The sequence below is a fragment of the Auritidibacter sp. NML120636 genome, assembly GCF_003185945.1.
Taxonomy (GTDB): domain Bacteria; phylum Actinomycetota; class Actinomycetes; order Actinomycetales; family Micrococcaceae; genus Auritidibacter; species Auritidibacter ignavus.
In genome coordinates, this window is record NZ_QHLO01000007.1 from 31489 (window position 1) to 57345 (window position 25857).

Sequence of the window (25857 nt, forward strand, 5' to 3'; positions counted from 1 at the left end):
GAGGTCCGCCCGCCCTATGACGTCAGATCGGGTAGTGCGGCCTCAGCGGCCTCAATGTCCTCGATGACTTTCTGGGCCCGACGACCGACGGTATACACATCGGTTTGCCCCCGTCGGAACATCGCAGCCGCCTGGGCCACCGCCGCCAAATCATTAGCAGCCCGTGAAATCCACCGGTGCAGATCCTGAAATTCTCCGGGCACATCAAGGCTCTGCTGATCGGGGCTGGCCCGGCGCGCGGCCACACACAATGCCCGCACCCTGGGCAACAGATCGGCCAAAATATTGCCGGCGTTAATCAACCCGTTGCGTTCTTCAGCCGAGACGAAACCCTGGACGTTGCGGGCGTATTCCTCATCCGGGTCCACGATCTGCCAATAGCGTTGCAGCGAGCGATGAAACCGGTCGTGGGCCTGACGCCACAAATGGTGACCCAACTCCCGGTCATCGCGACGTTGTTGGCGACGACGCGCAAAGGGACCCAGCTTCATCGCCTCAGCTACTTTCGGTCTCGGTGTTCTTCTGTACTGTTTCGTCTGAGCTGGTATCTTACGCCTCGGGCATCCGTAACACGATCTTGCCCTGTCGCTCAGCGTCACCAAACCGGTCGAAGGCCGCTGCGACATCCGTGAGATCAAACACCTCCGGTTCGGAGACACAGATCCGACCGTCTGCGATCAACGGCCAGAGGTGAGCCTGTACTCCTGCGAGCACCTCGGCTTTTTCCTCAGCGGTCCGTGAGCGCAACCGGGTTCCGGTAAACCAGGCCTGTTTGGCCATCAGTCGCATCACATTCAGTGTTCCTTTGGCTCCGCCCTGGGTGCCAATGGTAACAACCCGACCGCCACTAGCCACCGCTTTGACGTGGTCCTCCACATAGGCCCCGCCCACGGTATCCAGGATAACGTCGGCACCGTGGCCGTCGGTCAGCTCCATTACCCGATCGACAAAACTCTCGCTCCGGTAGTTAATGGCCTCGGCACCCATCTGTTGCACGGCCTGGCACTTGGACTCGCTTCCGGCGGTGGCGATCGGGCGCAACCCCAGGCCGAGCCCGGCACGGATCGCAAACTCACCGATCCCTCCGGTACCGCCGTGGATCAGCACAACGTCGCCTGGCTGAGCCCCACCCTGCATCCACACATTGGCCCACACCGTGGCCGCGACCTCAACGAGTCCGGCCGTCTGGGTCATGGACGTATTCTCGGGTAAGGGCAACAGCTGGCGGGCATCCACCGCCACGTATTCGGCGTAACCGCCCCCGGCCAGTAGGGCGCACACCGGCGTACCGAAGTCCCAGTGACCGGCCTGGGCACCAACGGCTTCAATGGTGCCGGCCACTTCCAGTCCGGGAATCTCGCTAGCACCTTCCGGAGGGGGGTAGTTACCGGCCCGCTGGTGGATATCGGCCTGGTTCATCCCGGCGGCAGCAACTTTGATTAATACCTCCCTCGCACCGTATTCCGGGACGGACTCCTCGACAACTTTCACCTCACAGGGGTGGTCGACCGAGGGCTGATCGTGTCCTGCGGGGGTGTAAAACCGTGCTGCAAACATACCTTCATTGTCTCAGACCTGTGCTGGATATAACACCGCAGATGCTCATCGCCCTACCCTTGCTGGGTGGTTCGTCTCGTCGCGAGGGTCATGGTCGCGTCATCTGAAGGTGCCGATCGGGATCAAGACCTGTATGATAGTGCGGTCAGGACGGTTGGCCGAGCGGCCGAAGGCGCTGGTCTTGAAAACCAGTAGGCGGTAACCCCGTCTCGTGGGTTCAAATCCCACACCGTCCGCTGTCAGTGGTCTGTTAACTCACGCGTGATGAGTCAGACAGACCGCAACGCACGGCCCCTCGACACATCAGGCTACGTCGCTTCGCAGTCTGGACGTCGAGGGGCCGCTTCTGTGAGCGGTTCTGTGGATCGAACTAGCCGTTCAGTCGGGTGGTTTCCTGCCCGAAGCTGTCCAGCACGCTGGCGTTTTCAATGGTTGATGGCGTGTTGTATTCCTTGCCCTCGACAATGTCACGCATTGTCCGGCGCAGGATCTTGCCCGAACGGGTTTTGGGCAACGCGGAGACGATCTCAACATCTCGGAATGCTGCCACCGCGCCAAAGTCTGACCGAACTTTGGCGATCAGCTCTTCGGCCAGTTGATCCTGAGAAATCTCGGCACCATCTGCCAAGACAACGTAGGCTACCGGTTTCTGACCTTTGAGCTCATCGGCCACCCCGATCACGGCACATTCGGCCACCGCGTCATGTTCTGCCACCAGACCTTCCAAAGTCCCGGTCGACAGCCGGTGTCCGGCCACGTTAATCACATCGTCCGACCGGCCCAGGACGAAAATGTAACCATCCTCATCGATAAACCCGGTGTCCCCGGTGAGATAGTATCCCGGAAACGTTTCCAGATACGAGCGCTTAAATCGATCTTCCTCGTTCCAAAGTCCGATCAACGCCCCGGGTGGCAACGGAAGCTTGATGACGATATTGCCTTCCATCCCCTCAGCCACGGGTTCTCCGGCTGCATCCACGATAGAGACTTGGAATCCGGGCATCGGCACCGTCGGGGAGCCGGGCTTGAATGGGAGCTTTTCCAGGCCACGGGGGTTGGCCGCCACCGGCCATCCGGTTTCGGTCTGCCACCAGTGATCGACCACCGGCTTGCCAGTGATCTCGACAATCCAGTGGTAGGTGGCCTCATCGAGTCGCTCCCCAACCGAGAACACGTTCTCCAGACGAGACAGATCGTATTTCTTCACTTCCTCACCGCGCGGATCTTCTTTCCGGATCGCGCGGAATGCTGTGGGAGCCGCGTAGAGCATCTTCGCTCCGTATTCTTCCGCGACCCGCCAGAAAGCTCCAGCGTCCGGGGTGCCCACCGGTTTCCCCTCGTAGAGCACGGTGGATGCCCCGGTGATCAGGGGTCCGTAAATAATATGCGAGTGCCCCACCACCCAGCCGATATCGGAGGCCACAAATGCCACCTCACCGGCATGCAGGTCGTAGATACGAGGCATCGACCACTCCAACGCGGTGGCGTATCCACCTTGGTCACGCATGACAGCTTTGGGCTTCGAGGTGGTACCCGAGGTGTGAAGCAGGTACAGCGGGTCACAGGAGGCCACCGGCACGGCCTCCGCGGCGCTAGCCGTGGCGACTGTCTCGTCCCAGTCCAACCATGATGGATCAAAGTCTCGGGCCTCTTCGTCGAACTGGGGCCGTTTTTTGACAATCACATACTCCGGTTGATGCTCTCCAGATTCGATGGCGGCCTTGATCGGTGGCAAGTACGGGATCTGTTTCGTGCGCTCGATCCCACCAGACGCCGTGAGCACCACCTTCGGTTGAGTATCGTCCATTCGTGTGGTGATCTCTTTGGCAGCAAAACCGCCGAAGGTCACCACATGGATCGCTCCCAAGCGGGCACAAGCCAGCATCGCCACCGCCGCCTCGGGAATCATTGGCATATAGATCAACACTCGGTCACCCCGGGTCACGCCGAGATCCTGCAGAGCTCCAGCGGTTTGGGCGACCTCCTCCAGCAACTCCTGGTAGGTCACGGCTCGCTTATCCCCGGTGACCGCCGAATCGTAGTAGATCGCGATTCGATCACCGTGACCGGCAGCAACGTGCCGGTCTAGGGCTTGAACCGTAATGTTGATTTCGCCATCAGGAAACCACCGCCAGTGGAACTCATCGGGTTGCTCGACTGCGACGCTGGGAGCCTTCTCCCACTGAAGCGACGCTGCGTTCTCCAACCAAAACTGCTCTGGATGGTCTGTGGCGTAGCGGTAGACATCCTGATAGGTCTGATTCGTCGTAACCTGCTGGTTCATCACATCATCTCCATGATTGTCGTTGTGATGGTGTCAATGCCTTCCTTGAGAGACAACATACAGCAGGAGTGATCTGAAGCACAATTGCTAGACTGGGGTCAGCCACGGACCGTCGCTTCATCTGGCTGTTTTGAAGATCGAGCCCCGGGTTAGCTATGCTAAGAGAGTTGTGCCTACCTCAGGGCGCATCTGGAGGCGTGCCAGAGCGGCCGAATGGACTTCACTGCTAATGAAGGGTCCGGGTTAAACCGGACCGGGGGTTCAAATCCCCCCGCCTCCGCGTATAACCCCGGGAACCGTCGAGTTTCCGGGGTTTTTCGTTGCAAATAAAGGGAAGTAGCGGAATTGGACCCAATCGTGTTGGTGTCATTTATGCCCCCAAAACGTCAGGTGATACGACAAAACTAGGATCACCGCGGTATCACAACCCACGCTTGACAGTGGCCGGTGGCACAGTAGGCCCTAGAATCCCCGCGTGGCACATGAGACTATGGTGATATGAGTCAACAACTTGAATTCAACGGTCATTTGGCTCGGGCTGCTCGGGCCATTGCAGGTGTCAACCCCATGTACGTCGCGCAGGAAGCGGGACTATCTCGCCAACAGCTCCGCGACTTCGAAAAGGGTGTGGGCGAACTTTCCGAGGCCGAATCCCACCAGCTCAAAACAACGTTGGAGAATCTCGGGGCCCGATTCATCACCGAGGATGCCCACGGTGGTCAGGGGGTGCGCGCCAAATTCCCCCGGAGCAAAGTGACCCAGGTGGAAAACTGGGAAGGTGAAGGCGGACCGGTCGGCGAGGACGACGCTTAGAGGCCTAGGCGTCGTCTTGGGGATTATTATCCTGTTGCGACAAGATCTGCATCAGGTCCATCGCTTCGGGCACCGTGAGCATGGTGTGCTCTGACAGGGTTTGGGCTGCCTCGTCAATGCGGTGATCACGCACCATCGCCCGTAACTGATCTCGTAGCCACGGTGGGAGGTCCTCACTCGAGAGTTGCACGGTGCCGTTATCGCGCATGACTTCGACCTGGAAACCACGAGGCTCCGGGGTGCTGAAATCTTCGTTTTCCCACTCGACGGGAACCGTGAGGTCGGTCAGTTCCTGTTCTCCGTCCTCCGTTGCCGGGGACTGCTCCGAGCCAGCCTGATCAGCCGATGTAGCACCATCGGAGTCATCCGGTACTGAGCGGTCTGTCGGGGTCAGATCGTCCTGGTCGCGCTGGTCGTCCCGATCGTTTAGAGGAGTATTCTCAACACTGTCACGTGCCATGTGGGGCGTGTCCGGTTCCGAGGACGACACGGCCTCGTCGATGCTGATCCATTCCTGTGGGTAGGACGCCAGGGCCTGCACATCCAGCATCGCATCCATCGAGGACACACCGGTCGCCTCACGGTACCGCATGGCGGCCTCCCGCATCTTACCGACGGCAATCAGCCGATAAACCTGGCGGTGGTCTTCTTCATCCAACCGCGTGGAGGCTTGCGCTGCGGTGATCGGTGAAATCCGTTCGGACAATCCACCACCGCGTCGCTGAGACCCGCCACCGGTCCCCGAGGAGGACCGAGACGGCTTGGAGGAGCCGTTATTTTTCTTCGCCACAGCGGCTACCCCGCGATACCCCAGGGCAACAAGAACAGCAACACCAAGGATGATGAGCACGGGGATCAGGTATTCCATGGGGACAATTCTACGGTCCCCTAGCGCATTCTGTCGCCCTGATGTGGTCACATGACCTACCCGCGACGATGGCGGATCCCCCGGGTGATGACAACGGCTACCACCAGCAACGCCGCGGTGAGGGTCAACACGATGGTCATCATCACGGTGCCCGGCCAACCGTGGGCATCCAACAACACTCCGCCGAGCCATCCGAAAAGACTCGATCCAGCGTAATAGCAGAGATTGTACAGCGCCGTGGATTGTGCCCGGCCGGCCACCGCGGCCGCACCCGCCCAGCCGGAGGCCACTGAGTGGGCGGCGAAAAACGCTCCGGTGAAAATGATCAGCCCCCACAAGATCGCCCACACATTGGGGACTAGTGTCAGCGCCACCGAGATCACCATGGCTGCCGAAACCGCTAGCAGCACCGTCGCTGGCCCGTAACGGGTGGCCAAACGCCCGGCCATCGGAGAGGTGACTATCCCCATCACGTAGGCCCAGAAGATCACGGAGACCACCGCAGCGGGCAAGAAAAAAGGTTCGGTCATCAGGTGGTATCCCAGGAAGTTGTAGATCGCAACGAACCCGCCCATCAGCAACATGCCCTGCAGATAGGTGACGATCAATTGCGGGGATTTCAGATTGCCGGTGATCGCCACCAACGCGTGTTTGATGCTGTGCCCGGAGGGTGTGAACCCTCTGGCATCGGGGCTGAGCAATAAGAATCCGATCCCTGAGATGCCGGCGATCACCACGACGATGAGCATCCCGACTCGCCACCCGGCCCAGTCGCCGATCGGCGTGGCGATCACCCGGCCGATAAGTCCGCCGATCACGGTGCCTGCGATGTAGGTTCCGGCAGCTTGGCCGGCATACTTGCGATCAACTTCCTCATTCAAATAGGCCATCGCCAGGGCCGGGACCCCGCCGAGACTGATGCCTTCCAGGAGCCGGAACACCAGCATGAGGTTGAACGACGGCGCAACCACCGAGGCAACGGCGAAGATCAAGGCCGCCATCAGCGCGATGGCCATGGCTTTTTTGCGTCCCAGACGATCACCAACGAAAGACCACGGGATCACCGCCAGCGCCAGCCCGGCGGTGGCCATCGAGATCAACAGTGCGGCTTGATCGGCGCTGATCTGCACATCCGCCGAGATCAGTGGTAGTAGCCCTTGGGGTGAGTACAATTGGGCGAACGTGGCGATCCCGGCTAACAAGAGGCCCGCCAATAACCGGCGGTATCCGGCGGTCTGAGGCACGTGCCCGTGCCACGCCCGGGTGGCTGTGTGCTGATCATCCACGATTCTCACCCACAGTCTGTCTCGCCTCCTGACCGGTCTGTTCGTCTCATTCGGTGGGTCCGGTACGCTGCCCAGCTGGTCGGTAACTGGAGTGCACCGTCATTCTCAGCCCGGCCTGTGGCCGAGCGCCCGGGGTTGGGAACTCCAGCGTCTGCCGAGGCTCGGCACAATCGGCACTGACTGACTAGAGTGTCTGATGTGAGTTCTCAAACACCAGATGTCGTTGACCTATCCGAATCGTTTAAAGCCTACGATGTGCGTGGCATTGTCGGGTCCACCATCACCGATGACTCCGTGCGGGCGGTGGGAGCCGCTTTCGTGGATGTGCTCGAGCTGGCCGGTGCCACTATGCTCGTCGGTGGCGATATGCGCGCCTCCTCACCGGAATTCATGCAGGCCTTCGCCGACGGCGCGCGATCCCGCGGAGCCAATGTCACCAGCCTGGGGCTGATTTCCACCGACATGCTCTACCACGCCACGGGAGTATTGAACGCTCCGGGCGTGATGTTCACCGCCAGTCACAATCCGTCCTCCTATAACGGGATGAAGATGGCGCGTGCCGGGGCCAGCCCGATCTCGGCCGACACCGGGCTGGCCGAGATTCAACAGCTGGCCCAGCGCTACCTGAACGAGGGCGGGATTCCTGCGGTGGAAAACCCCGGCGAGTACTCCGATACCGAGACGTTGACTGACTACGCCACGTTTTTGCGCTCCCTGGTGGATCTGTCTCACATTCGTCCGCTGAAGATCGTGGTGGATGCCGGTAATGGTATGGCTGGCAAGACCACCCCGGCGGTGCTGGGTGATGAGCTTCTCGAGGCGCTACCGATCGAGATCGATCCGCTGTACTTCACCCTGGATGGTACTTTCCCGAATCACCCGGCCAACCCGCTGGAGCCGGAGAACCTCAAGGATGTGCAGGCACGTGTGCGCGAAACCGGCGCCGATCTGGGGCTGGCCTTCGACGGTGACGCCGACCGGTGCTTCGTGGTCGATGAGAACGGTGACCCCGTCTCGCCCTCGGCAATCACCGCGATCGTGGCTCAGCGTGAAATTCAGCGTGCTCAGGCAGAGGGTGAACAGACCCCGGTGATTATTCACAACCTGATCACTTCCCAGGCGGTCCCGGAGCTGGTGACCGCCAGCGGTGGACGACCGGTGCGCACCCGAGTGGGGCACTCCTTCATCAAGGCGGTCATGGCCGAGGAAAATGCTGTCTTCGGTGGTGAGCACTCGGCCCACTACTACTTCCGGGACTTCTTCAACGCCGACACCGGCATGTTGGCGGCCATGCACGTGCTGGCCGTGCTGGGTAGCACCGAACGGGCCATGTCCGACGTGGCCGAAGAATTCAACCCCTACATCGCCTCCGGCGAGATCAACTCCGAGGTTGCCGATAAGGAGGCTGCCACCGCGCGGGTGCTGGAGGCCTTCCAGACCGACTCTGCCGATAACGACCTCACGGTTGACCGGCTCGACGGGGTGACGGTGGCCTCCCAGTCCGGTGGCTGGTGGTTCAACGTTCGGCCTTCGAACACCGAGCCCTTACTACGGTACAACGGTGAGGCCCAGGACGAATCCGTGATGGCTGAGGTTCGTGATCGGGCCTTGGCCGCCATTCGCGATCAGTAATCCGGTCGGGTTCTTTACCCCGCCAGCGCCAAGGGAAGCACTCCGTGGGTGGTCTCGGCAAGCGCGGTCACCAGGTGATCGGGCACCTGAAAGCGCTGGTGAACCTGTGCGCGACGAAACGCCGAGTTCCCGCCCCGGACCGACACCACCGCGATCGGGCGCTGGTCCCCATCCCATTCGGCCAGTAGTTGTACCACCGTAGTGAGGACCGCCGCGGGAATCTATCGGTCGCCAGGGTTTTCAGCAATAACTCCAAATGGCTACGTTTCAGGGCCACCGCGGTCTCTGGCTGGGTGATCGATGTGGGACCGTGTTCGGTGAGATAGTCCAACACTCGGGGCGCCCAGGCGGATCACGAATCCCCGATCGGGTTTATCGAATCCCATCCCCAGGGCCGAGGTGGCCACCAGGGCGGTCAGCTCGTTGTTGATGAGTTGCTCTTCCAGCAGCCGTCGCTGTGCCTGCTCGGCGAGGTTCCGGTCGAGCCCCGCCGATACGTGCTGGCCGTTGTGCGGATCCTCAGTGCCCTGGGTCATCGCACCGGCCTCATCATGCTGACATCATGCTGATAGAGCACCAGCCGGGCGATCAGGAAGAAAGCACCTCCCCGATACCCCGGAGCCACCACTGCCCCGTCATCGTGCTGAAATGTGCACGGTCACGGGGCAACGGTGACAGTCGGTGCTGACCGCCGTGTTCGAGGGTCAGGTGGAGTTATGCCTGCAGATCCGCCTTGAGCTGGTCGAGTCGCTCGCGCATGGCCTGTGGCAGGCTGTCGCCGAATTTGTCGAACCATTCCTCGATCAGTTCGACCTCGGCCTTCCATTCATCGCGGTCGACGTGCAACGCAGCATCAATTTGGCCCTGGGACACATCCAGGCCGGTCAGATCCAGCGAATCGCGGGTCGGGACGTGACCGATCGGTGTTTCGATCGCCTCGGCTTCGCCCTGCAGTCGCTGGACGATCCACTTCAGCACGCGAGAATTTTCGCCGAACCCGGGCCAGGCGAAATCGCCGTCGGCGGTGCGACGGAACCAGTTGACCAAGAAGATCTTGGGCAATTTCTCGGTGCCGATCTGATCTTCCATATCGAGCCAGTGCTGTACATAGTCACCGGCAGCGTATCCGATGAACGGCAACATCGCCATTGGGTCCCGACGTACCTCGCCGACCTGGCCTTCCGCCGCGGCGGTGCGCGCTGAGGACAGGGTGGCACCCTTGAAAACGCCGTCGGTCCAGCTGGTGGCTTCGGTGACCAGTGGTACCGTGGTCTTCCGGCGTCCACCAAACAGGATCGCGTCCAGCGGCACGCCATTGGGCTCGTTGTACTCCGGGGCCAGCATATCGGTCTGGGTGATCGGGGTGCAGAACCGCGAGTTGGGGTGGGCAGCTGGGGTATCGGAGTCCGGAGTCCAGTCCTGACCCCGCCAGTCGATCAAATGCTCCGGGGGGTCTTCGGTGAGACCTTCCCACCACACGCCCCCTTCATCGGTTAGGGCGACGTTGGTGAAGATACTGTTGCCCTTGGAGATTGCCCGCATCGCGTTGGGGTTGGTGGACCAACCGGTGCCGGGAGCGACACCGAAGAAGCCGAACTCGGGATTGACTACCCGCAGAGTGCCCTCCGCGTCCGGGCGGATCCAGGCAATGTCGTCACCCAGGGTCTCGGCCTTCCACCCTTTCACGGTCGGGTCGATCAGCGCGAGGTTGGTCTTACCGCACGCCGAGGGGAAGGCGCCGGTAATGTACCGGACATCGCCCTGCGGGCTGGTGAGCTTCAACACCAACATGTGCTCGGCCAGCCATCCCTCGTCGCGAGCCATGGCTGAGGCGATACGTAGCGAGTAGCACTTCTTGCCCAACAGAGCATTTCCGCCGTATCCGGAACCGTAGGAGACAATTTCGCGGCTCTCGGGGAAATGCACGATCCACTTCGTGTCATTACACGGCCAGGCGACATCCTCTTCGCCCTCTTCCAGCGGGGCACCCACCGAGTGCAGGGCAGGGACGAAGAAGGCTTCGGTCTCAGTCAGCCGGTCCAGCACATCCTGGCCAATCCGGGCCATGATCCGCATCGAGAGCACCACGTAGGGCGAGTCGGTGATCTCGACACCGAACTTGGGGTCATCGGCGTCCAAGTGCCCCATCACGAAGGGGATCACGTACATGGTGCGCCCACGCATTGAGCCGGCGAAGGCGTCGTTAAGGATGGCACGCATTTCCCGAGGATCCATCCAATTATTGGTGAATCCGGCGTCGGCTTTCTTTTCGGAGCAGATAAAGGTCCGCCCCTCCACTCGGGCCACGTCACTGGGGTCCGAGAATGCCGCATAGGAATTGGGGAACTGAGGATCGGTCAGCTTGGTCAACGTTCCGGCCTCAACCAGTTCCGCCGCGAGCCGATCATACTCCTCTTGCGATCCGTCCACCCAATAGATGGAGTCCGGCTGAGTACGCCCGGCGACCTCCTTGACCCAATCCAGCAGGTCACGGTAGGTCGTGGGCGCATTCTCCTCCAGTGCGGAGAGATCATTCGAGGCAACATGAGCAACCATGTGGGTCCTTAGAGTCTAGGGTCTCGGTTTAAACGGAGTCAGCACGCTCATCCACCCGATGCTGGGAGCTACCTCAGCCCACCAATCGGATCATCGCCACTAACACGCCGTTGTATCAGCACGTGATGAGTTCAGTGTTACTCCTGTGGCCAGTCTATCAGCGCCCCAGCGGAATTTCCCTCTTATTCATATCGGCCCCTTAGACGTCGCTGAGGTGTCGCTTGAGATCGTTGCGCGTCGAGACCTGAGGTGCGTGTTCACGCGGGTTTTGCCTCAATTTGGCATTCAGTTCTGATCCGCGTATAGTATTCAACGGTCATGATGACCCAGCGCCCTTAGCTCAGCTGGATAGAGCGTCTGTCTACGGAACAGAAGGTCAGGGGTTCGAATCCCTTAGGGCGCGCTTTTTTATGTCCGAGATCACATCCGCTCTGGTGTGGGTTTTCAGTTTTTGGAGCATTCCCCTTTGGGTATTCGGCCCGATCTGCGGACTTTACCAATTACCACCAATTACCGCGGTTGATCAGCCCCGCGGTGCGATGAAATCCACCATGCGCGCATCCCGCCCATCCAGCTCCGCCCAACGCGCTGAGATCTCAAAAACTTGGATGCCCAGCGTGGGGTAATGCTCGGCCATCCGGATCACCGATTGCTCGTCAGAAGCGACCGAGGCCAGTCGCATCCCGAGGTCTTGTACCCACGGCATATGTCCCACCACACACAGTGTGCGCACAGATTCTTCGGTTTCATTGATCACCGATAGCGCCTGGGCCGCGGTGGCCTCATAAAGCCGTGGATCCAACGCCGGAGTCACCGCCTGCTCGCCGAGCTCGGAGAGAACCCAGGTGGTGGTCTGTCGGGTGCGTACCGCATCCGAGGTGATGATCTGATCGGGGATCAGCCCCCGAGTCAGAAGCCACTTCCCCGCTTCCGGGGCGTCTTGAGCTCCGGTGGCTGATAAAGTGCGTTCATGGTCAGCCACCCCCAGACCGTGTTCGGCTTGAGCGTGCCGGATGATCACTAATGTTTTCTGCTGATCGTTACCTCGCACAGTCATCACGGCATACCCTCACTGCTATCGTGGCCACCCGATCTAAATGGAATATTCCGGAGCAGCCCAGACCACCACTTCGGGGTGCTCGTAGAAGCGGTACCCCTGACCGCGCACCGTACGTACCGTGCCGGAGAGACGTCCCAGCTTGGAGCGCAAGCGGCGGATATGCACATCAATGGTGCGTTCATTGGGGACCTCATCGCTTTCATCCCACAGCGCGTGCAACAGCTCGTCACGATTCACCGTGCGGGATCCGTTGTCGATCAGGTAATTCAACAACTCGAACTCTTTGAAAGTCAGATTCAACGGCTCACCGTCCAGCAACACTTCGCGGCGGGCCAGGTCGATCAAGACACCGGGCTGACGTGTCGAGACGGGAGCTGGTGGCTGGGCCAAGTCAGGACGAACCCCGGCATTCATCGTCGGATCGCCCAGCACCTGCCGGACCACCTCGAGGTCATCACCGGCAGCTCCGGCCGGGGCAACGGCCACAGCTGCGTGAGTATCCGCCCCGGGAACCAGCGATTCCACGTAGTGGCGCAATTCATTGGCCAGCCTGGTCAGCGAGGTACCAGCCGCCGAGGCCAGTCCTTCATCCATGCCAACGTAGATCACGAATCCACGCGCTTCAGTTTCCTGCGCCACCGGCTGTAGACCCGGGTGGGCCTCGTCACGAGCCATCATGGTCGAGGGCTCACGCACCTGCCCGTCCGCGCGGGCATGATCAGATTGCATCGCCTCAGACTCAGCACGCCGAGAAGTATGATGCGCTTGCTCCTGGACCATCCGAGCCCGTTCGGCTCGACGGCGAGCATTGCGGACGGAAATGTGAACGTATCCTTGGGCTGAGCTGGACATAGAATGCAATTCCTTACACAGACTCTGCGACACTACGCTGTCCCCGATCCATCGCACTCCCATCGTGCGATTCATCCGGCGAGACGAGCGTCGCCTCGACAATGTTCTATCCCCTTAGATTCCCCCGTAACATTCCCGTAACGCAAGTACACGGCCCACCCATATCCCACATACTGAAATTCTCAGCCCTGAATATGAGAAAAATCACTCGTAATATAGCGATGCATTCCTTTTGGACCCAAGAAATCCCTGTATAGGATTACTCCGCCGTACCGTAGAGCCGGTCGCCGGCATCACCGAGGCCTGGAGAAATATAGGCCTGTTCGGTCAACCTATCGTCGAGTGCTGCCACAAAAAGATCGATGTCCATCTGGTGGTATGCCTCGTCGACCTTCTTCAACCCTTCCGGAGCGGCCACCAAGCAAATGCAGGTCACCCGCCGAACTTTGCGTTCGTGCAGGAAACGGATAGCCTCCACCAGCGTTCCCCCGGTGGCCAGCATCGGGTCGAGAACGAAACAGTGGCGTCCGGCCAGATCCCCGGGGAGTCGTTCGGCATAGGTGATGATATCCAAAGTTTCGTCATTGCGTTGCATCCCCAAGAAACCGACCTCAGCGGTCGGAGTCATCGTCATCATGCCTTCCAACATGCCCAGACCGGCCCGCAAGATCGGGACCACCAACGGACGGGGTGCGGCCAGACGGGCGCCTGTGGTCGCGGCAACCGGCGTGTTGATCTCGACATCTTCCACGGGTAGGTCGCGGGTGGCTTCATATCCCAGCAACGTCACCAGTTCGCTGGTGAGCTGACGGAAAATATGTGACGGCGTATTCTCATCGCGCAGCGCGGTGAGTTTATGGGCAATCAAGGGATGATCAACAACGTGGAATCGCATGCTCCAAACTCTACTCAACCCGACTGGATTTCCTGAGAACGGGCCCACGGCTAAGCTGTGATACGTGACCGAAACAGGAGCCTGTGATCCTCCCTGCGGGCCCGGCCCATTGCCGGACCGCGCCCAGCTCGAAACATGGATGCAAACTGCCATGGCTCTCGCAGAAACAGCCACCCGCGCCGGCGACGTTCCCATCGGAGCCCTCCTCGTCAACCACACCGGCACTGTCATTGGCCAGGGCTACAACCGTCGCGAAGTCTCTGGCGACCCCACCGCTCACGCTGAGATGCTGGCCATCCGCCAGGCCGCCTCGGCTGATTGGCGTCTGGAAAACTCCACGTTGATCGTCACGCTCGAGCCGTGTGCAATGTGCGCTGGGGCAATTGTGGCCGCCCGGATCCCCCGCGTGATCTTTGGCGCCTGGGAACCCAAGACCGGTGCCTGTGGATCAATTTTGGATGTTCTGCGGGAGCCACGATTCAATCACCAGGTCGAAGTCATCGCAGGCATCATGGCCGAGGAATCCGCTACTCTATTGCGCACCTTCTTCCGCGCGCGCCGCTAAGCACATCGACTCAATTGGAGAGTGCGCGCAATGTCAGCTATGCTGTGTGGGTCAAGTTTCCTCCGAGAAACTTCAGGTAGCGTGTCCGAGCGGCCGAAGGTGCGACACTCGAAATGTCGTGTACGGTAACCCCGTACCGAGGGTTCAAATCCCTCCGCTACCGCCGAGTTACGGTCCCACGACATAGTTCTGGCTATGTTGTGGGACTCTTTTATGCACTTTTATGCACCTCGGGGTCCTGGTCGGCTACTGTGTCAGGTTATGACGCTGTTCACCGTGAGTTTTCCACTATTGAGACCACCTGTCTCCAATGCGTCACTATCATTATTCTGATCAATAATGTTCTGCATCACTGACAAACGCACTCACTCTTCACCACAACGACAAGGGGCCGAATTTATGAGCACCAAACCGCTGGTCGAAACCACGGGGATCGAGGTTATCGCCCCCGAGCAACGCACCGCTAAACCCGCCGACCTTTTTAAACCCTGGTTTGCCGCCAATATTTCGGTCTTCGGCATGAGCTACGGCGCCTGGGTTTTGGACTTCGGCATTTCGTTCTGGCAGGCCTTCGTTGTGTCGATCATCGGTATTGTCGTCTCGTTCTTACTCTGTGGCCTGATCGCGATCGCCGGGAAACGTGGCTCTGCCCCCACCATGGTGCTCTCACGGGCAGCCTTCGGCGTCCACGGCCAAAAAGTTCCCGGCCTGATATCCTGGCTGACCTCCATCGGGTGGGAAACGTTCTTGGCCATCTCTGCGGTGCTGGCCACCACTGCGGTGTTCAGCACCATGGGTTGGGGGGATGGCACCGGGATTCAAGTGATCGCGGCTCTTTTTGTCTCCGCTGTGATCGTGGCCGCCTCGGTGGCCGGTTACCACACGATCATGAAGCTCCAGGGATTTTTGACCTGGTTTACCGGCGTGGTCACCATCGTCTACCTCATCCTGGTGATCCCCCAGATCGACTTCGCTGCGGTGTTGTCCACCCCGCCGGGAAGCTTGCAACAGACTATCGGCGCCATGGTGATGGTCATGACCGGATTCGGCCTGGGGTGGATCAATATCGCCGCCGACTGGTCGCGCTATCAGCCCCGTTCCGCCTCTGACGCTGCGATTGTCTTCTGGAATACCCTCGGTGGTGCCGCGGCTCCGATCATCCTGGTCACCATCGGACTGTTACTGGCCGGCTCCGACCCTGTCCTGGTCGATGGAGTCGCCGAAGACCCGGTGGGCACGCTGACACTGCTACTGCCTACCTGGGCGATCATCCCGTTTTGGCTGACTGCACTGCTGGCACTAGTCTCCGGGGCGGTGCTGGGCATCTACTCCTCCGGGCTGACCCTGCTCAGCCTAGGTATTCGAATCCCCCGCCCGGCGGCAGCCGGCATCGATGGGCTGATCCTGACCGTGGGGACCATCTGGGTGGTGTTCTTCGCCGAAGACTTCCTCGGCCCATTCCAGTCCTTCCTGATCACCCTCGGTGTACCCCTGGCTGCCTGGGCCGGCATCCTCATCGCAGATATCCTCACCCGGCGCGTGGACTATCACGAGCCCTCCCTATTCAACCCCCGCGGTCTTTATGGTTCCTGGGACCTGATTTCCCTGGTGACGTTCGTCATCAGCTCGATCATCGGCTGGGGACTGGTGATCAACCAATTCGCCGCCGAGGCGCCGTGGAACAACTGGCAAGGCTATTTCCTGGGGCCTCTGGGCGGAAAAGACGGCGACTGGGCCTACTCCAACCTTGGTGTGATTGTTGCACTGGTGCTCAGCTTCGTCGTCACCTTCCTCGCACGTCGTCCGATCGTTCGCGCCCAAGAAGCTCGCGCTCGTACACTCCAGCAACAAGCCGACCAACACGACGGGGAGCCCCACCCCGATCTCTCGGCGTAGCACTCCCCGAAGGTCGTGAGACTGCACGAGACCCCCCTCACGAGGCCACGCTGGTCTCAATTAGGCCTGGCGACGGTGGCGCATCAGCACCCACCCCAGTCCGATCGACAGCGCTGCCAAACCGAGCGCTCCCAACGTGATTGTCGCACCGCTTGCCGCCAAGGTTCCCTCGCTGTCTTCAGTTGCCTGGGGGTCCTCAGCTGAGGTGTCGCCTTCGGTATCCTGAGCTTGGTCCTCACCGGCATCTTGGCCAGAATCCTCGCCAGATTCCTTGTCAGAGTCGGCCTGGTCGTCGGTGTCAGTGTCGTCACCGTCGGTGTCGTCACCATCGGTGTCGCGACCGGGCTCTTCACTCGGTTCTTCGGTCTGATCCTCGGTCGGTTCATCAGACGACTCACCGTCACCAGGCGCATCAGTCGGGTCCTCAGTTGGCCCCTCCTGAGCAGCTTCAACGGTCAGCGTGAAGGTGATCTCATCAGCGGAGTCACCAGACTCATTCTGAGCCCGGACCGAGACCTCGAAGCTTCCCTCTTCGGTCGGAGTTCCTTCAATCGCGCCGGTCTCAGCGTTGTAGGACACGCCCTCAGGCAAGCCATCAACGGTGATATCCAGTTCAGCATCGGCCGGCTCGACCGAAACGGCGATCGGGTCGATCTCTTCGTTGATGGTCACCGTCTGATCAGCGATCTCGGCGATACTCACCTGCAGGTTTTCTGGTTCCGGCTCAATGACGAACCGCACCGAATGGGTGTCTTCACCAGCTTCGCCGGTGGCCGTCACCGTGGCGGTGAAGGTTCCCGCCTCAGTCGGAGTTCCCGAAATGACGCCGGTTTCACCGTCATAGCTCAGACCACTCGGCAGACCGGAGATCGTGACCGTCTCCGCGTTGTGCGTTACGACCTGAACATCCTCAATGGGCTCGTTGACCGTACCGTGAACGTCGGAGATCGGGTCCACACGCACCGGTGCCTGTGGCTCAGACTCGTCAGCTTCACCCACGCACACCTCGTCGGTCCGTAGCATGGTGCTGCGCGCGCTCAGGGAGATAGGCACGGTGTACTGGTCCGACTCAGGAATGTAATTCCGTGGGATCGAGGTGTCGTAGCTGGGCGCGTCGAAGGAGTCCAAGGTCGGCGAGTAGGTGTTGATCGTGACCTCGCTGTCGTCCACATCGAACTGCAACAGGCGCATGAACCCGGTCCGGCGTTCTCCGTCAACCTCATAGTTCTGGTAGTCGGCCAGCATTTCGAAGCTGGGTGCACCAGGACCGTTGTGGTTCACGTTCCAGGCGGTACCGTGATAGTGACCCGACAGCACCATCACGACGTTCTCGTTGGGCTCGACGACCTCATCGCGAATGTAGAACCCCTCACCCCCCAGGAACCCGTGGAAGCCATACGGCGCGATCCCCGAGATGGAACCGTCATCGTTATTCGAAGCCTGCAGGTAGGCGTGGGTGAACAGTAACCCATCGCGATCGGGGAAGGACTGGAAGATCTCACTGGCCCACTGCCGCATCTCGCGACTGTGACCGTACGGCAGGTGCACGGCAACGAAATCCTGTCCCGCAGCCGAGAACAGGTCGTAGTGCGCCGCGTTGTCGCCTTCGGCCCAGGGGCCACCGTATTCGGCATTCTCCCAAGTCTCCGACAACGCCTCATAACGCTCCGGTCCGAAGAATTCGTTGTACAGCGAGTTATCTTCCCGGCCCCACTTATTATCGTGGTTACCCGGCAAAATACCGTTGGGGACCCCGCCATCATCCAGGATCTGCTGCATCTGCGAGGCAAACCCGAACTCCTTGCGAGCGTGCTCGGCAGAGTGGTTGAGGTTCATGTAGTTTTCGATGATGTCACCGGTGTGACCGGTGTAGGCAATCTTGCGATCCTCGGCGTTGTCCACGATCCACTCGACCTGGTCGCGGTAGGCCTGACCGAAGCGCTGGGCTTCATCAGGATCATCGGAGACGGCCCCCTCAGCGAGGAACTGTGTGTCGGTGATGTGGGCAATGGAAAAATCATAGGTGCTGGGATCGCGGAAGCCGCCCAAAGCCGGTGAGTCGGTGGGGTTCCACTCGGTGGAACCGGTCATGTGTGGGTCCTCGCCGACCACGGCCACGTAGGCCTGTCCCTGGTCGTTGAAGGCCTGGGTGCCTAGCAACGCATTGAGCTCGGTGTTCTCGGGGGCCTGCCCCTGCTCATCGGCGGCCAGCTCCCACTCGCCTGCCTGATGATCCCAGACCATCAGCTGGACTTTCCGGCTGGGGTCCACCACGGCGGTGACGGTGATGATCTGGCCGGCCCGAGCATTGTCGACCTGGTAGATCTGGTACGGCTGTCGCCCCGGGCCCTCAGAGTTGGTATCCAGCGTCTGCTCGTCCAGCTGTGCCACCTCGCTGGGTGCCTGCTCGTAGGACTGTTCGGTGGGGTTGACCAGCTCTTCGTCAAAGGTGCCCGAGGTAACGCTGAACTGCACCTCTTCCTGCTCGTTCTGATCACTCTGCTGGCCTTCATCATTGGACTGCCCTTGGTTGCTCGCCGTAGCCGGTGTCACCGCAACGTTGGTGATAGTGGAGGTTGCCACCAGAGCGCCAGCCGCAGCGGCCGCGCACGTAGCGCGCAATGCCAGGCCGGCAAGTGACAGGGTTCGTGGTTGATCTGCGGGGTGTGGTGATGGTGAAAAGCGCATAGTCCCTAGGGTAAAACCGCCAGTGATACCGGAAGTTAACCCACACCTTAACGTTCTGAGAATTCCTGACCAGCCGAAGACGAACACCCTCTCGGTGACTCTCTCGACAGCTCCGTGCTGTGAGCAACGTCCGACGACACCAGGTTCACCGTCAGGGCACCCGTGTGGCTCGGCTTGCCCCAGCCTGGCCTGTCACAGCTCGGCCCCGGAACCCGCCACAACCGCAGATCCCGGGGCCGAACAGCGCTGTCACGACACATTAGGACAGGTGACGCTCCTGGGGACCGTTGTATTCCGACAGCGGACGGATCAACGAGTTATGGGCACGCTGTTCCATGACGTGGGCGGTCCAACCGGTCAACCGGGCAGCGATGAACAGCGGGGTGAACATCTCGATATCGAAGCCCATCAGGTAGTAGGTGGGGCCCGCCGGGTAGTCCAGGTTGGGTTTGATATCTTTGGCCTCCGACATGGCGGTTTCCAGCCCGTCGTACAGGCCCATCAGCTCTCCACGACCGTAATAGTCGACCATGGCATCCAGGGCCTGTTTCATAGTCGGCACGCGCGAGTCGCCGTTCTTGTACACCCGGTGGCCGAAGCCCATGACCTTCTTCTTGTCGGCCAGGGCCTGTTCCATCCAGCTCTTGGCCCGAGCAGCGGCCTCTTCGCGGGATTCCTCGGTACGGATGCCGATCTCCTCGAAGGTGTGCATCACGGCCTCGTTCGCCCCACCGTGGAGCGATCCCTTCAGAGCCCCGATGGCACCGGTGATCGCTGAGTGCATATCGGCCAAGGTGGAGGTGATCACCCGCGCGGTGAAGGTGGAGGCATTGAAGGAGTGCTCGGCGTAGAGGATCATCGACACTCGGAACGCATCCACGACCTCGGGGGTCGGCTCTTCGCCAAAGGTCATCCACAAGAAGTTCTCGGCATAGTTGAGATCATCGCGGGGCTCGATGATCTCCTGACCACGCCGGCGGCGCTGATCGTAGGCCACCACGGCCGGGAACGCCACGAAGATCTCTTGAGCCTTGGCCAACTCGGTCTCCGGGGAAGAATCCTCCGAACGGTCATCCCGGGCGCCCAAGACCGAGATGGCGGTCCTGCCCACATCCATCGGATGGCAGTCGGTGGGCAACAGGTCAATGGCTTCTTTGACCGCTGGGTCCAAGGCCCGATTGGCGCGTTCGAATTCGGTGAACGCAGCCAGTTCTTCCTCGGTGGGAAGCTCGCCCGTCCACAGCAACAGTGCTACTTCTTCAAAGGACTTCTCTGCGGCCAACTCCTGGACCGGGTACCCGCGGTAGAGCAGGGAATTAGTCTCAGCATTGACCTTGGAGATGGCGGTGTAATCTGCGACAACTCCGGCCAGTCCTTTCTTGATCTCGGTGTTCTCACTCATGGTTGAGAGTTTTCCTTCCACATCTAGTGCCCTCCGCGACCAGGGGTCTAGAGGTTCTCAGCGTTCTGTTCAATGTCCAACCCGGGCACCTGGAAGTTGAAAATTCCGGTGTCGAAGGTGTTGTAGGCCTCGTAGTCCACCAGCTCGTATAGCCTGGCGCGGGTGAGCATCTGGTCCACGGCGGCTTGCTGCGTCCCCGAGGAAGCAATCTCATCCAACACCCGTTCGGCGGCTCCCATGGCTGAGCGTAGCAGTGTGACCGGGTAGATCACCACTGCGATACCAGCATCAGCCAGCTGCTGGCGGGTGAATAGCTCGGACTTACCGAACTCGGTCATATTGGCCAGCACCGGGACATCCACGGCCTGGCAGACCTGCTCGAATTCGCTCAGGTCCTTCATCGCCTCCGGGAAGATCGCATCCGCTCCGGCATCGACCAGTGCCTTGGCCCGATCAATGGCGGTGTTCAGGCCTTCCACGGCCCGAATGTCGGTGCGGGCCATGATCAGGAAGTTCTCATCGATCCGGGCATCAGCCGCAGCAGCAATGCGTTTGATCATGGTCTCGGTGTCGACTACGTTCTTACCATCTAGGTGTCCGCACCGCTTCGGGTTGAACTGGTCCTCGATGTGGGCCCCGGCCAGGCCGTTCAGCTCCAACATTTGCACCGTGCGAGCCACGTTCATCGGCTCGCCAAATCCGGTGTCAGCATCCACGATGGTCGGCAGGTCAGTCATCCGGGCGATCTGCCCGGCGCGGGTAGCCACCTCAGATAGGGTCGTCAGCCCGATATCGGGTAGCCCCAGGTCATTGGCCAGCACCGCGCCGGAGACGTAGACGCCATCGAAATTCTTTTCGGCGATCAGCTTAGCGCTCAGCGGGTTGAAGGCCCCCGGGAATTGCACAGCAGCCCCGGGTTTGAGAATCTCCCGCAGGTGTTGACGTTTCGCTTCGGGGGCGACGGTGGAGTACAACATAGCGTGTCATCCTCTCCTTACGACATACATCGGTCAGGCACGACCAGATCTAGAACAATCCCCGAGGATCATCGGCCGGATTGATCACACCGGCTGTCGCGCGAATGTTGAGCTGTCCCAGCTCACCGGCCGGCAGGTTTTCCAGATCCTGGACCACCGACAGGAAGCGCTGGATCTCTTCGTCATCCACCACACCCTCAGCCAGTGCGCGGAACTTGTTGATGTACTGCTCGCGACCGAAGGGACGAGCACCCAGCGGGTGCGCATCGGCCACAGCGATCTCGTCGGTGATCACCGATCCGTCGGTCAGGGTGATGGTGACCGAACCGCCGAAGGCCTTCTCATCCAGATCAAGCGAGTGGTACCGACGGGTCCATTCCGGATCTTCTTCGGTGGTGACCTTGTGCCACAGGGCCACGGTATCCTCGCGACCTGCACGCTCGGGCGCGTAGGAATCGACGTGGTGCCAGGTACCATCCTGCAGAGCGACGGTGAAGATATAGGGCACCGAGTGGTCCAGGGTCTCCCGCGAGGCGGTGGGATCGTACTTCTGTGGATCGTTTGCCCCGGAACCAATCACATAGTGGGTGTGGTGCGAGGTAGCGATCTTGATCGACTCGACGTTGGCCGGATCGGCCACTTCAGGGTGCTCGTGGTGCAACTTGCGTGCCAGATCGATCCAGGCCTGGGCCTGGTACTCGGCGGAATGCTCCTTGGTGTAGGTATCCAAAATGGCCAGCTTGGCTTCGCCAGCCTCGGGCAACGGGACGGTGTATTCAGCGTCCGGGCCATCCAGCAACCAAGCGATCACGCCATCCTCGCCTTCGTAGATCGGCACCGGCGAGGTCTGCCCGCGCAGGGCACGGTCCATAGCTTCCACGGCCATCTTGCCGGCAAAGGCCGGTGCGTGCGCCTTCCACGTGGAGATCTCGCCCTTCCGCGACTGGCGGGTCGCGGTGGTGGTGTGCAACGCCTGCCCGATGGCCTGGAAAATGGTCTCCACCTCGGCCTTGAGCACGGTTCCGATACCGGCTGCCGCCGAGGGGCCCAGGTGGGCAACGTGATCGATCTTGTGAGCGTGCAGACTGATCCCCTTGACCAAATCGACCTGGATCTCGTACCCGGTGGCCAGACCGCGGATCAGATCGTGGCCGGAGGCCCCCACGTGTTCGGCGGCGGCCAGAATCGGCGGGATGTTGTCACCGGGATGCGAGTATTCGGCGGCCAGAAACGTGTCGTGGTAGTCCAGCTCGCGCACGGCCACGCCGTTGGCCCAGGCTGCCCATTCTGGGGAGGTTTTTGTGTCCACGCCATAGATCGAGGAACCGGACCCACCGTGGGAAGCCTGATGTGAGGTGGCCTGCGCGCGGGCCGAGACGATCGGAGCGCGGTTCAGTGAGGCAATGGCCACCGCGGCGTTGTCGATGATCCGGTTGATGATCATCTCGCGGACTTCCTCGGTGACCTCGACCTCATCGGCGGCAACGCGAGCGAGCTGATAAGCCAGTTGCTCTTCTCGGGGCAGGTTCTCTTCGGAGCGGTAAACCCGTACTGTGTGGTCTTTCATGATGTTCTGTCACATGTCCTTTCATGATCTGCCGCAATGGCGGCGTTGAATGCGGGGGTCAGGGCGTGGTCAAGAATGTGTTGGAGGGCGTGGTGCAGATGGAGGGTGGTCGCGGCTTGGGCAACATCGGGATCACCGTTGGCCACGGCCCGGGCGATCTCTGCGTGTTCGGAAGCTGAGGCGCGCAACCGGTCCGGATCATCTTGGGCCATCAGTCGCACCCGTTGCAGGTGGATCCGCAGATTTCTCACCGCGGCGGTGATATATGAGTTCTGCCCGGCCTGGTCGAGCCGGTCATCAAGCTGGGACACCAGCTGATAATAGGGTTCGGATTCCAGTGTGTGTCGCCGGGCAGCGTTCTCAAAAGCTTCGGCCAACTCCACGAACGGCTCACGGTGCATCTGATCAGCACTCGCGGCGGCTCGGGCGATCGCTGTTTCGAGCAACCGGCGCAACTCGAACATGTGACGCACTTCCGACAACGAAACATCGGAGACCGTGGTGGCTCGAGTCCCCTGCTGGGTGGCCAAGCCGTCAGCGACCAGCCGGGCAATGGCTTCTCGCACCGGTGTGCGGGATACACCGAGTCGCTCCGAGAGTTCTACTTCAGCCAGTACCTTTCCCGGGGCTAAGGTCCAATGGATGATGTCATCCCGAAGTGTTTCGTAAGCTAGGTCACTTGCTCTCACATCACCCCAGTGTATACACAGTCGTGCTCGAGATCGATACCTCATGGCACTTTTCCCAAACATCAGCCAGCGCCCCACGGTCGATGTATACATCGGGGATCGGGGTGGATGAGGATGTGGACGATGGCCAGATGGCCACTGGATAGTTGGACTGTCTCCCGGGGCATAGCAAACTGCCCAGATAAATGGTCGGCTTCCTGGTTTTCTCGTCCGCGGCAAGGGAGGGGGTGCTTTCCCTCATGGCTGAGTCTTCAAGGTCGTCATGGGTGCCTGGTCGTTATGCGTGAAGGACTCGCCGTCGGTCACCACGAAGGATTCCTGATCGGGCAGGTCCCACACATCCAGCGGCTCGATGGTGGTCTCGTCCTGCTCCATTCACCCTCATATTTGTCAGTGTTAACCCCATCGATTCGAGCTTCGATCCCAGCGACCACATCACCGATCAGCTCCCGGTATAGCCCTGGTCGAACTCCACGGATGCTACGGCCGAGGGATCGGGGATATCTACACTCACCGTGACGGTGACATCACCGCCCCACGAGGAGTCGTTTGTACCTTCAGACCCGTGAAACACAGAGATTCCAGGCAAGGCAGACATCACCACCGGTGGGGGCCCGTATCGAGTGCTCCAGGTCCTCGGCAGCGGTTTGGAGGTATGCTTCGGTTGTGGAAGTGCTCGTCCAGTCATCAAACACCACGCCCCGCTGACCAGCGGTGGCGAGTTCAAACGTGACCGTGTGCTCCCGTCCGCCCTGGGTCAAAACCGCCTCCACAGGAATGTGGTGCATCGTATTTGGGGGTGTGGGAGGGGCCTGAAGTTACCGGTTTCGTGATGGCTTCGCCCGGTCCGTTGGGCGTTGGTGGGCGGGTGAAGAATGCGAGTATGTTTTCTGTTCGGGGTTTGCGTGTTCGTCCGAGTCGTTTGAGCTCCTCCAGTCATCGGCGACTGGATCGTATGGGCCGGAGATGACTTTGTGTAACAGCGTTGTGCCGTCGCCTCTCTCGGGTGCTGTAGGCGGTGACGATGTCCTGGTAGAGCCCCCAGGTCACGTCGACAACGGTGAAGCCTGGGTTAGCCAACAGGTTCATGATTGCTTCCTGTCCGTTGTTGTGATGGGGGCTTGGGCAGAGGGTGCCTGTCAGCAGGGTCTTATCTGCCCGGTGCAGCGGGCCAGCGGGTTGTCGGGTTGCTGGGTTGTCGGGCGGGCCACGACGGACAGTCGTCTGGTGCTGAATCCCACACCGTGAGGGATCAACCGAGCAGAGGACATACTGGCATTTTTCACCCGCCCACTAACGCCCAACGGGCCGGCCTAAGCCCCCCACGAAACCGGAGGCTTCAGACGTCTCCCACACCCTCGAATACGATGAGCCCCTACATGCGATGAACCTGTTGTCGTCAGCAGGCGCAGTAATCGATTCGCGCGTTATTCCTGTGAACGGATACCTTCGGCCGACGTTTTCAGCAATAGTCACGACAGATTGCTGAATACGTTGCCGGGATCATTTCTGATCGTTCCCCCGATAGGTCGAACTACTATGTCTCATCCGGCCCATCCTCACCATTGGATGGCTCAGCGGGAGAATCATAGTTACTGTAGGTGTCACTCTTGACATTCGAGGGGTTCATCTCTCGCAAGGAAGAGTAATCAACACTCAAGGAATCACCATCCACCACAACTGAAAGCGCCTCATCCGTTACACTCAGTGGGGTGAATAGATTGAGGGTGGTGGAACTCTCTTCCCAGTCTTCGTCACCCTCATCACGGTATTCGTACTCGATCTCAAGCTCCGCGTCGACGGTGACAAACAAGTCGCCAGTAAGCTCCTCGGCAGGAACCTGATCATCGCCTAAGCTATACCCTGAGTCGTTATCGGAGTTCAACCGGATCGTGGGACCTTCGCTCCAGTTACGCGAGACAATGCGGGTGGCCTCGTAGATGGTTGACTCATAGGAAACTGCCTCACATTCAGGCACCACAATCACGTTCTCATTGGTCACGCAGGAAGCCAATCTGGATTCGACGTCAGCGACCACATCCTCGATCAGCTGATCGGTGTATTGCTGTTCAAAGTGTACGATTTCAGCGGCTGTCGGATCTGATGTCTCCGCAGTGACGGTGATGGAAATATCATCACCGTAGAAGACATAGGTGCTACCTTCAGGCGCCTGGAAAGTATAGGTACCGGGGAGGGCCGGCATCATACCTGGTTCATCTAGGCTGGGGACGTCGACATCACCATCCTGGGGTTCATCCGAAAAGTAGTCC

The 25857-nt window shown here is 60.2% G+C and carries 21 protein-coding genes and 4 tRNA genes; 8 read left to right on the forward strand and 17 right to left on the reverse strand.

All coding sequences use genetic code 11. The features are described 5' to 3' along the window. Positions 1-14 precede the first annotated feature (14 nt). Both DCC25_RS07385 and DCC25_RS07390 read right to left on the reverse strand, forming a co-directional pair. Positions 15-491: a hypothetical protein gene (locus DCC25_RS07385; RefSeq protein WP_183145620.1), complete on the reverse strand. Its 477-nt coding sequence runs from the start codon at positions 489-491 to the stop codon at positions 15-17. Between the two features lie 58 nt (positions 492-549). After that, complete coding sequence (locus DCC25_RS07390; RefSeq protein ID WP_110101192.1) at positions 550-1557, reverse strand: NAD(P)H-quinone oxidoreductase; 1008 nt, start codon at positions 1555-1557, stop codon at positions 550-552. Positions 1558-1705: 148 nt separating this feature from the next. Here DCC25_RS07390 and DCC25_RS07395 point away from each other — a divergent pair. Next, positions 1706-1793 (forward strand) — tRNA-Ser (locus DCC25_RS07395). Positions 1794-1927: 134 nt separating this feature from the next. On the opposite strand, the gene DCC25_RS07400 is transcribed toward DCC25_RS07395, so the two are convergent. Beyond that, positions 1928-3841 carry an AMP-binding protein gene (locus DCC25_RS07400; protein WP_110101193.1) on the reverse strand — a complete coding sequence of 638 codons (1914 nt, stop codon included), beginning with the start codon at positions 3839-3841 and terminating at the stop codon, positions 1928-1930. A gap of 191 nt (positions 3842-4032) precedes the next feature. On the opposite strand from DCC25_RS07400, the gene DCC25_RS07405 reads away from it, so the two are divergent. After that, positions 4033-4121 (forward strand) — tRNA-Ser (locus tag DCC25_RS07405). Between the two features lie 218 nt (positions 4122-4339). Beyond that, positions 4340-4654 carry an XRE family transcriptional regulator gene (locus DCC25_RS07410; protein ID WP_110101194.1) on the forward strand — a complete coding sequence of 105 codons (315 nt, stop codon included), beginning with the start codon at positions 4340-4342 and terminating at the stop codon, positions 4652-4654. Positions 4655-4658: 4 nt separating this feature from the next. Here DCC25_RS07410 and DCC25_RS07415 read toward each other — a convergent pair whose 3' ends face one another. Together DCC25_RS07415 and DCC25_RS07420 are read right to left on the reverse strand one after the other, a co-directional pair. After that, positions 4659-5522, reverse strand: a complete 864-nt coding sequence (locus DCC25_RS07415; protein ID WP_110101195.1) for a hypothetical protein — start codon at positions 5520-5522, stop codon at positions 4659-4661. 56 nt (positions 5523-5578) lie between these two features. Beyond that, entirely contained in the window at positions 5579-6808 is a 1230-nt protein-coding gene (locus DCC25_RS07420; protein ID WP_233242777.1) for an MFS transporter, read from the reverse strand. A gap of 198 nt (positions 6809-7006) precedes the next feature. Between DCC25_RS07420 and DCC25_RS07425 the strand changes: the two genes are divergently transcribed. After that, a complete protein-coding gene (locus DCC25_RS07425) occupies positions 7007-8440 on the forward strand; it encodes a phosphomannomutase/phosphoglucomutase (protein ID WP_110099877.1) in 1434 nt (477 codons plus the stop codon). Between the two features lie 14 nt (positions 8441-8454). Here DCC25_RS07425 and DCC25_RS07430 read toward each other — a convergent pair whose 3' ends face one another. The 3 genes from DCC25_RS07430 to DCC25_RS07440 all read right to left on the reverse strand — a co-directional run bounded on the left by DCC25_RS07430 (position 8455) and on the right by DCC25_RS07440 (position 10996). After that, positions 8455-8637 carry a hypothetical protein gene (locus tag DCC25_RS07430; protein ID WP_110099876.1) on the reverse strand — a complete coding sequence of 61 codons (183 nt, stop codon included), beginning with the start codon at positions 8635-8637 and terminating at the stop codon, positions 8455-8457. Positions 8638-8700: 63 nt separating this feature from the next. After that, positions 8701-8976, reverse strand: coding sequence for a hypothetical protein (locus DCC25_RS07435; protein WP_110101196.1), 276 nt, complete (start codon positions 8974-8976; stop codon positions 8701-8703). A gap of 178 nt (positions 8977-9154) precedes the next feature. After that, positions 9155-10996, reverse strand: coding sequence for a phosphoenolpyruvate carboxykinase (GTP) (locus DCC25_RS07440; protein ID WP_110101197.1), 1842 nt, complete (start codon positions 10994-10996; stop codon positions 9155-9157). Positions 10997-11325: 329 nt separating this feature from the next. On the opposite strand from DCC25_RS07440, the gene DCC25_RS07445 reads away from it, so the two are divergent. After that, positions 11326-11399: transfer RNA gene (locus tag DCC25_RS07445), tRNA-Arg, on the forward strand. A 120-nt stretch (positions 11400-11519) separates the two neighbouring features. Here DCC25_RS07445 and DCC25_RS07450 read toward each other — a convergent pair. The 3 genes from DCC25_RS07450 to upp form a co-directional block, all read right to left on the reverse strand. Further along, entirely contained in the window at positions 11520-12053 is a 534-nt protein-coding gene (locus DCC25_RS07450) for a histidine phosphatase family protein (protein ID WP_110101198.1), read from the reverse strand. Between the two features lie 36 nt (positions 12054-12089). Then, positions 12090-12908: a winged helix-turn-helix domain-containing protein gene (locus tag DCC25_RS07455; protein WP_110099872.1), complete on the reverse strand. Its 819-nt coding sequence runs from the start codon at positions 12906-12908 to the stop codon at positions 12090-12092. A gap of 259 nt (positions 12909-13167) precedes the next feature. Continuing rightward, on the reverse strand, positions 13168-13803 hold the full coding sequence (gene upp / locus DCC25_RS07460; protein WP_110101199.1) for a uracil phosphoribosyltransferase: 636 nt from the start codon (positions 13801-13803) through the stop codon (positions 13168-13170). 109 nt (positions 13804-13912) lie between these two features. Between upp and tadA the strand changes: the two genes are divergently transcribed. The 3 genes from tadA to DCC25_RS07475 all read left to right on the forward strand — a co-directional run bounded on the left by tadA (position 13913) and on the right by DCC25_RS07475 (position 16264). After that, positions 13913-14368, forward strand: a complete 456-nt coding sequence (tadA, locus tag DCC25_RS07465) for a tRNA adenosine(34) deaminase TadA (RefSeq protein WP_255410768.1) — start codon at positions 13913-13915, stop codon at positions 14366-14368. Between the two features lie 75 nt (positions 14369-14443). Further along, positions 14444-14531: transfer RNA gene (locus tag DCC25_RS07470), tRNA-Ser, on the forward strand. A gap of 236 nt (positions 14532-14767) precedes the next feature. Next, positions 14768-16264, forward strand: a complete 1497-nt coding sequence (locus DCC25_RS07475; RefSeq protein WP_110101200.1) for a cytosine permease — start codon at positions 14768-14770, stop codon at positions 16262-16264. 60 nt (positions 16265-16324) lie between these two features. Here the strand turns inward: DCC25_RS07475 and DCC25_RS07480 are convergent, their stop codons facing one another. The 6 genes from DCC25_RS07480 to DCC25_RS11330 form a co-directional block, all read right to left on the reverse strand. Continuing rightward, positions 16325-18952, reverse strand: a complete 2628-nt coding sequence (locus DCC25_RS07480; protein ID WP_110101201.1) for a putative Ig domain-containing protein — start codon at positions 18950-18952, stop codon at positions 16325-16327. Positions 18953-19211: 259 nt separating this feature from the next. Further along, the gene (locus DCC25_RS07485) at positions 19212-20354 is read right to left on the reverse strand and encodes a bifunctional 2-methylcitrate synthase/citrate synthase (RefSeq protein ID WP_110101202.1); all 1143 of its coding nucleotides are present in this window, start codon (positions 20352-20354) and stop codon (positions 19212-19214) included. Positions 20355-20401: 47 nt separating this feature from the next. Further along, entirely contained in the window at positions 20402-21331 is a 930-nt protein-coding gene (gene prpB / locus DCC25_RS07490; RefSeq protein WP_110101203.1) for a methylisocitrate lyase, read from the reverse strand. A gap of 49 nt (positions 21332-21380) precedes the next feature. After that, positions 21381-22898 (reverse strand): MmgE/PrpD family protein, encoded by a 1518-nt coding sequence (locus DCC25_RS07495; RefSeq protein ID WP_110101204.1) that lies wholly within the window; start codon positions 22896-22898, stop codon positions 21381-21383. Beyond that, positions 22895-23587, reverse strand: coding sequence for a GntR family transcriptional regulator (locus tag DCC25_RS07500; protein ID WP_110101205.1), 693 nt, complete (start codon positions 23585-23587; stop codon positions 22895-22897). Before DCC25_RS07500 ends, DCC25_RS07495 begins: the two co-directional genes overlap by 4 nt. 237 nt (positions 23588-23824) lie before the next feature. Continuing rightward, entirely contained in the window at positions 23825-23962 is a 138-nt protein-coding gene (locus DCC25_RS11330; protein ID WP_158524756.1) for a hypothetical protein, read from the reverse strand. Positions 23963-25857: the final 1895 nt, after the last annotated feature.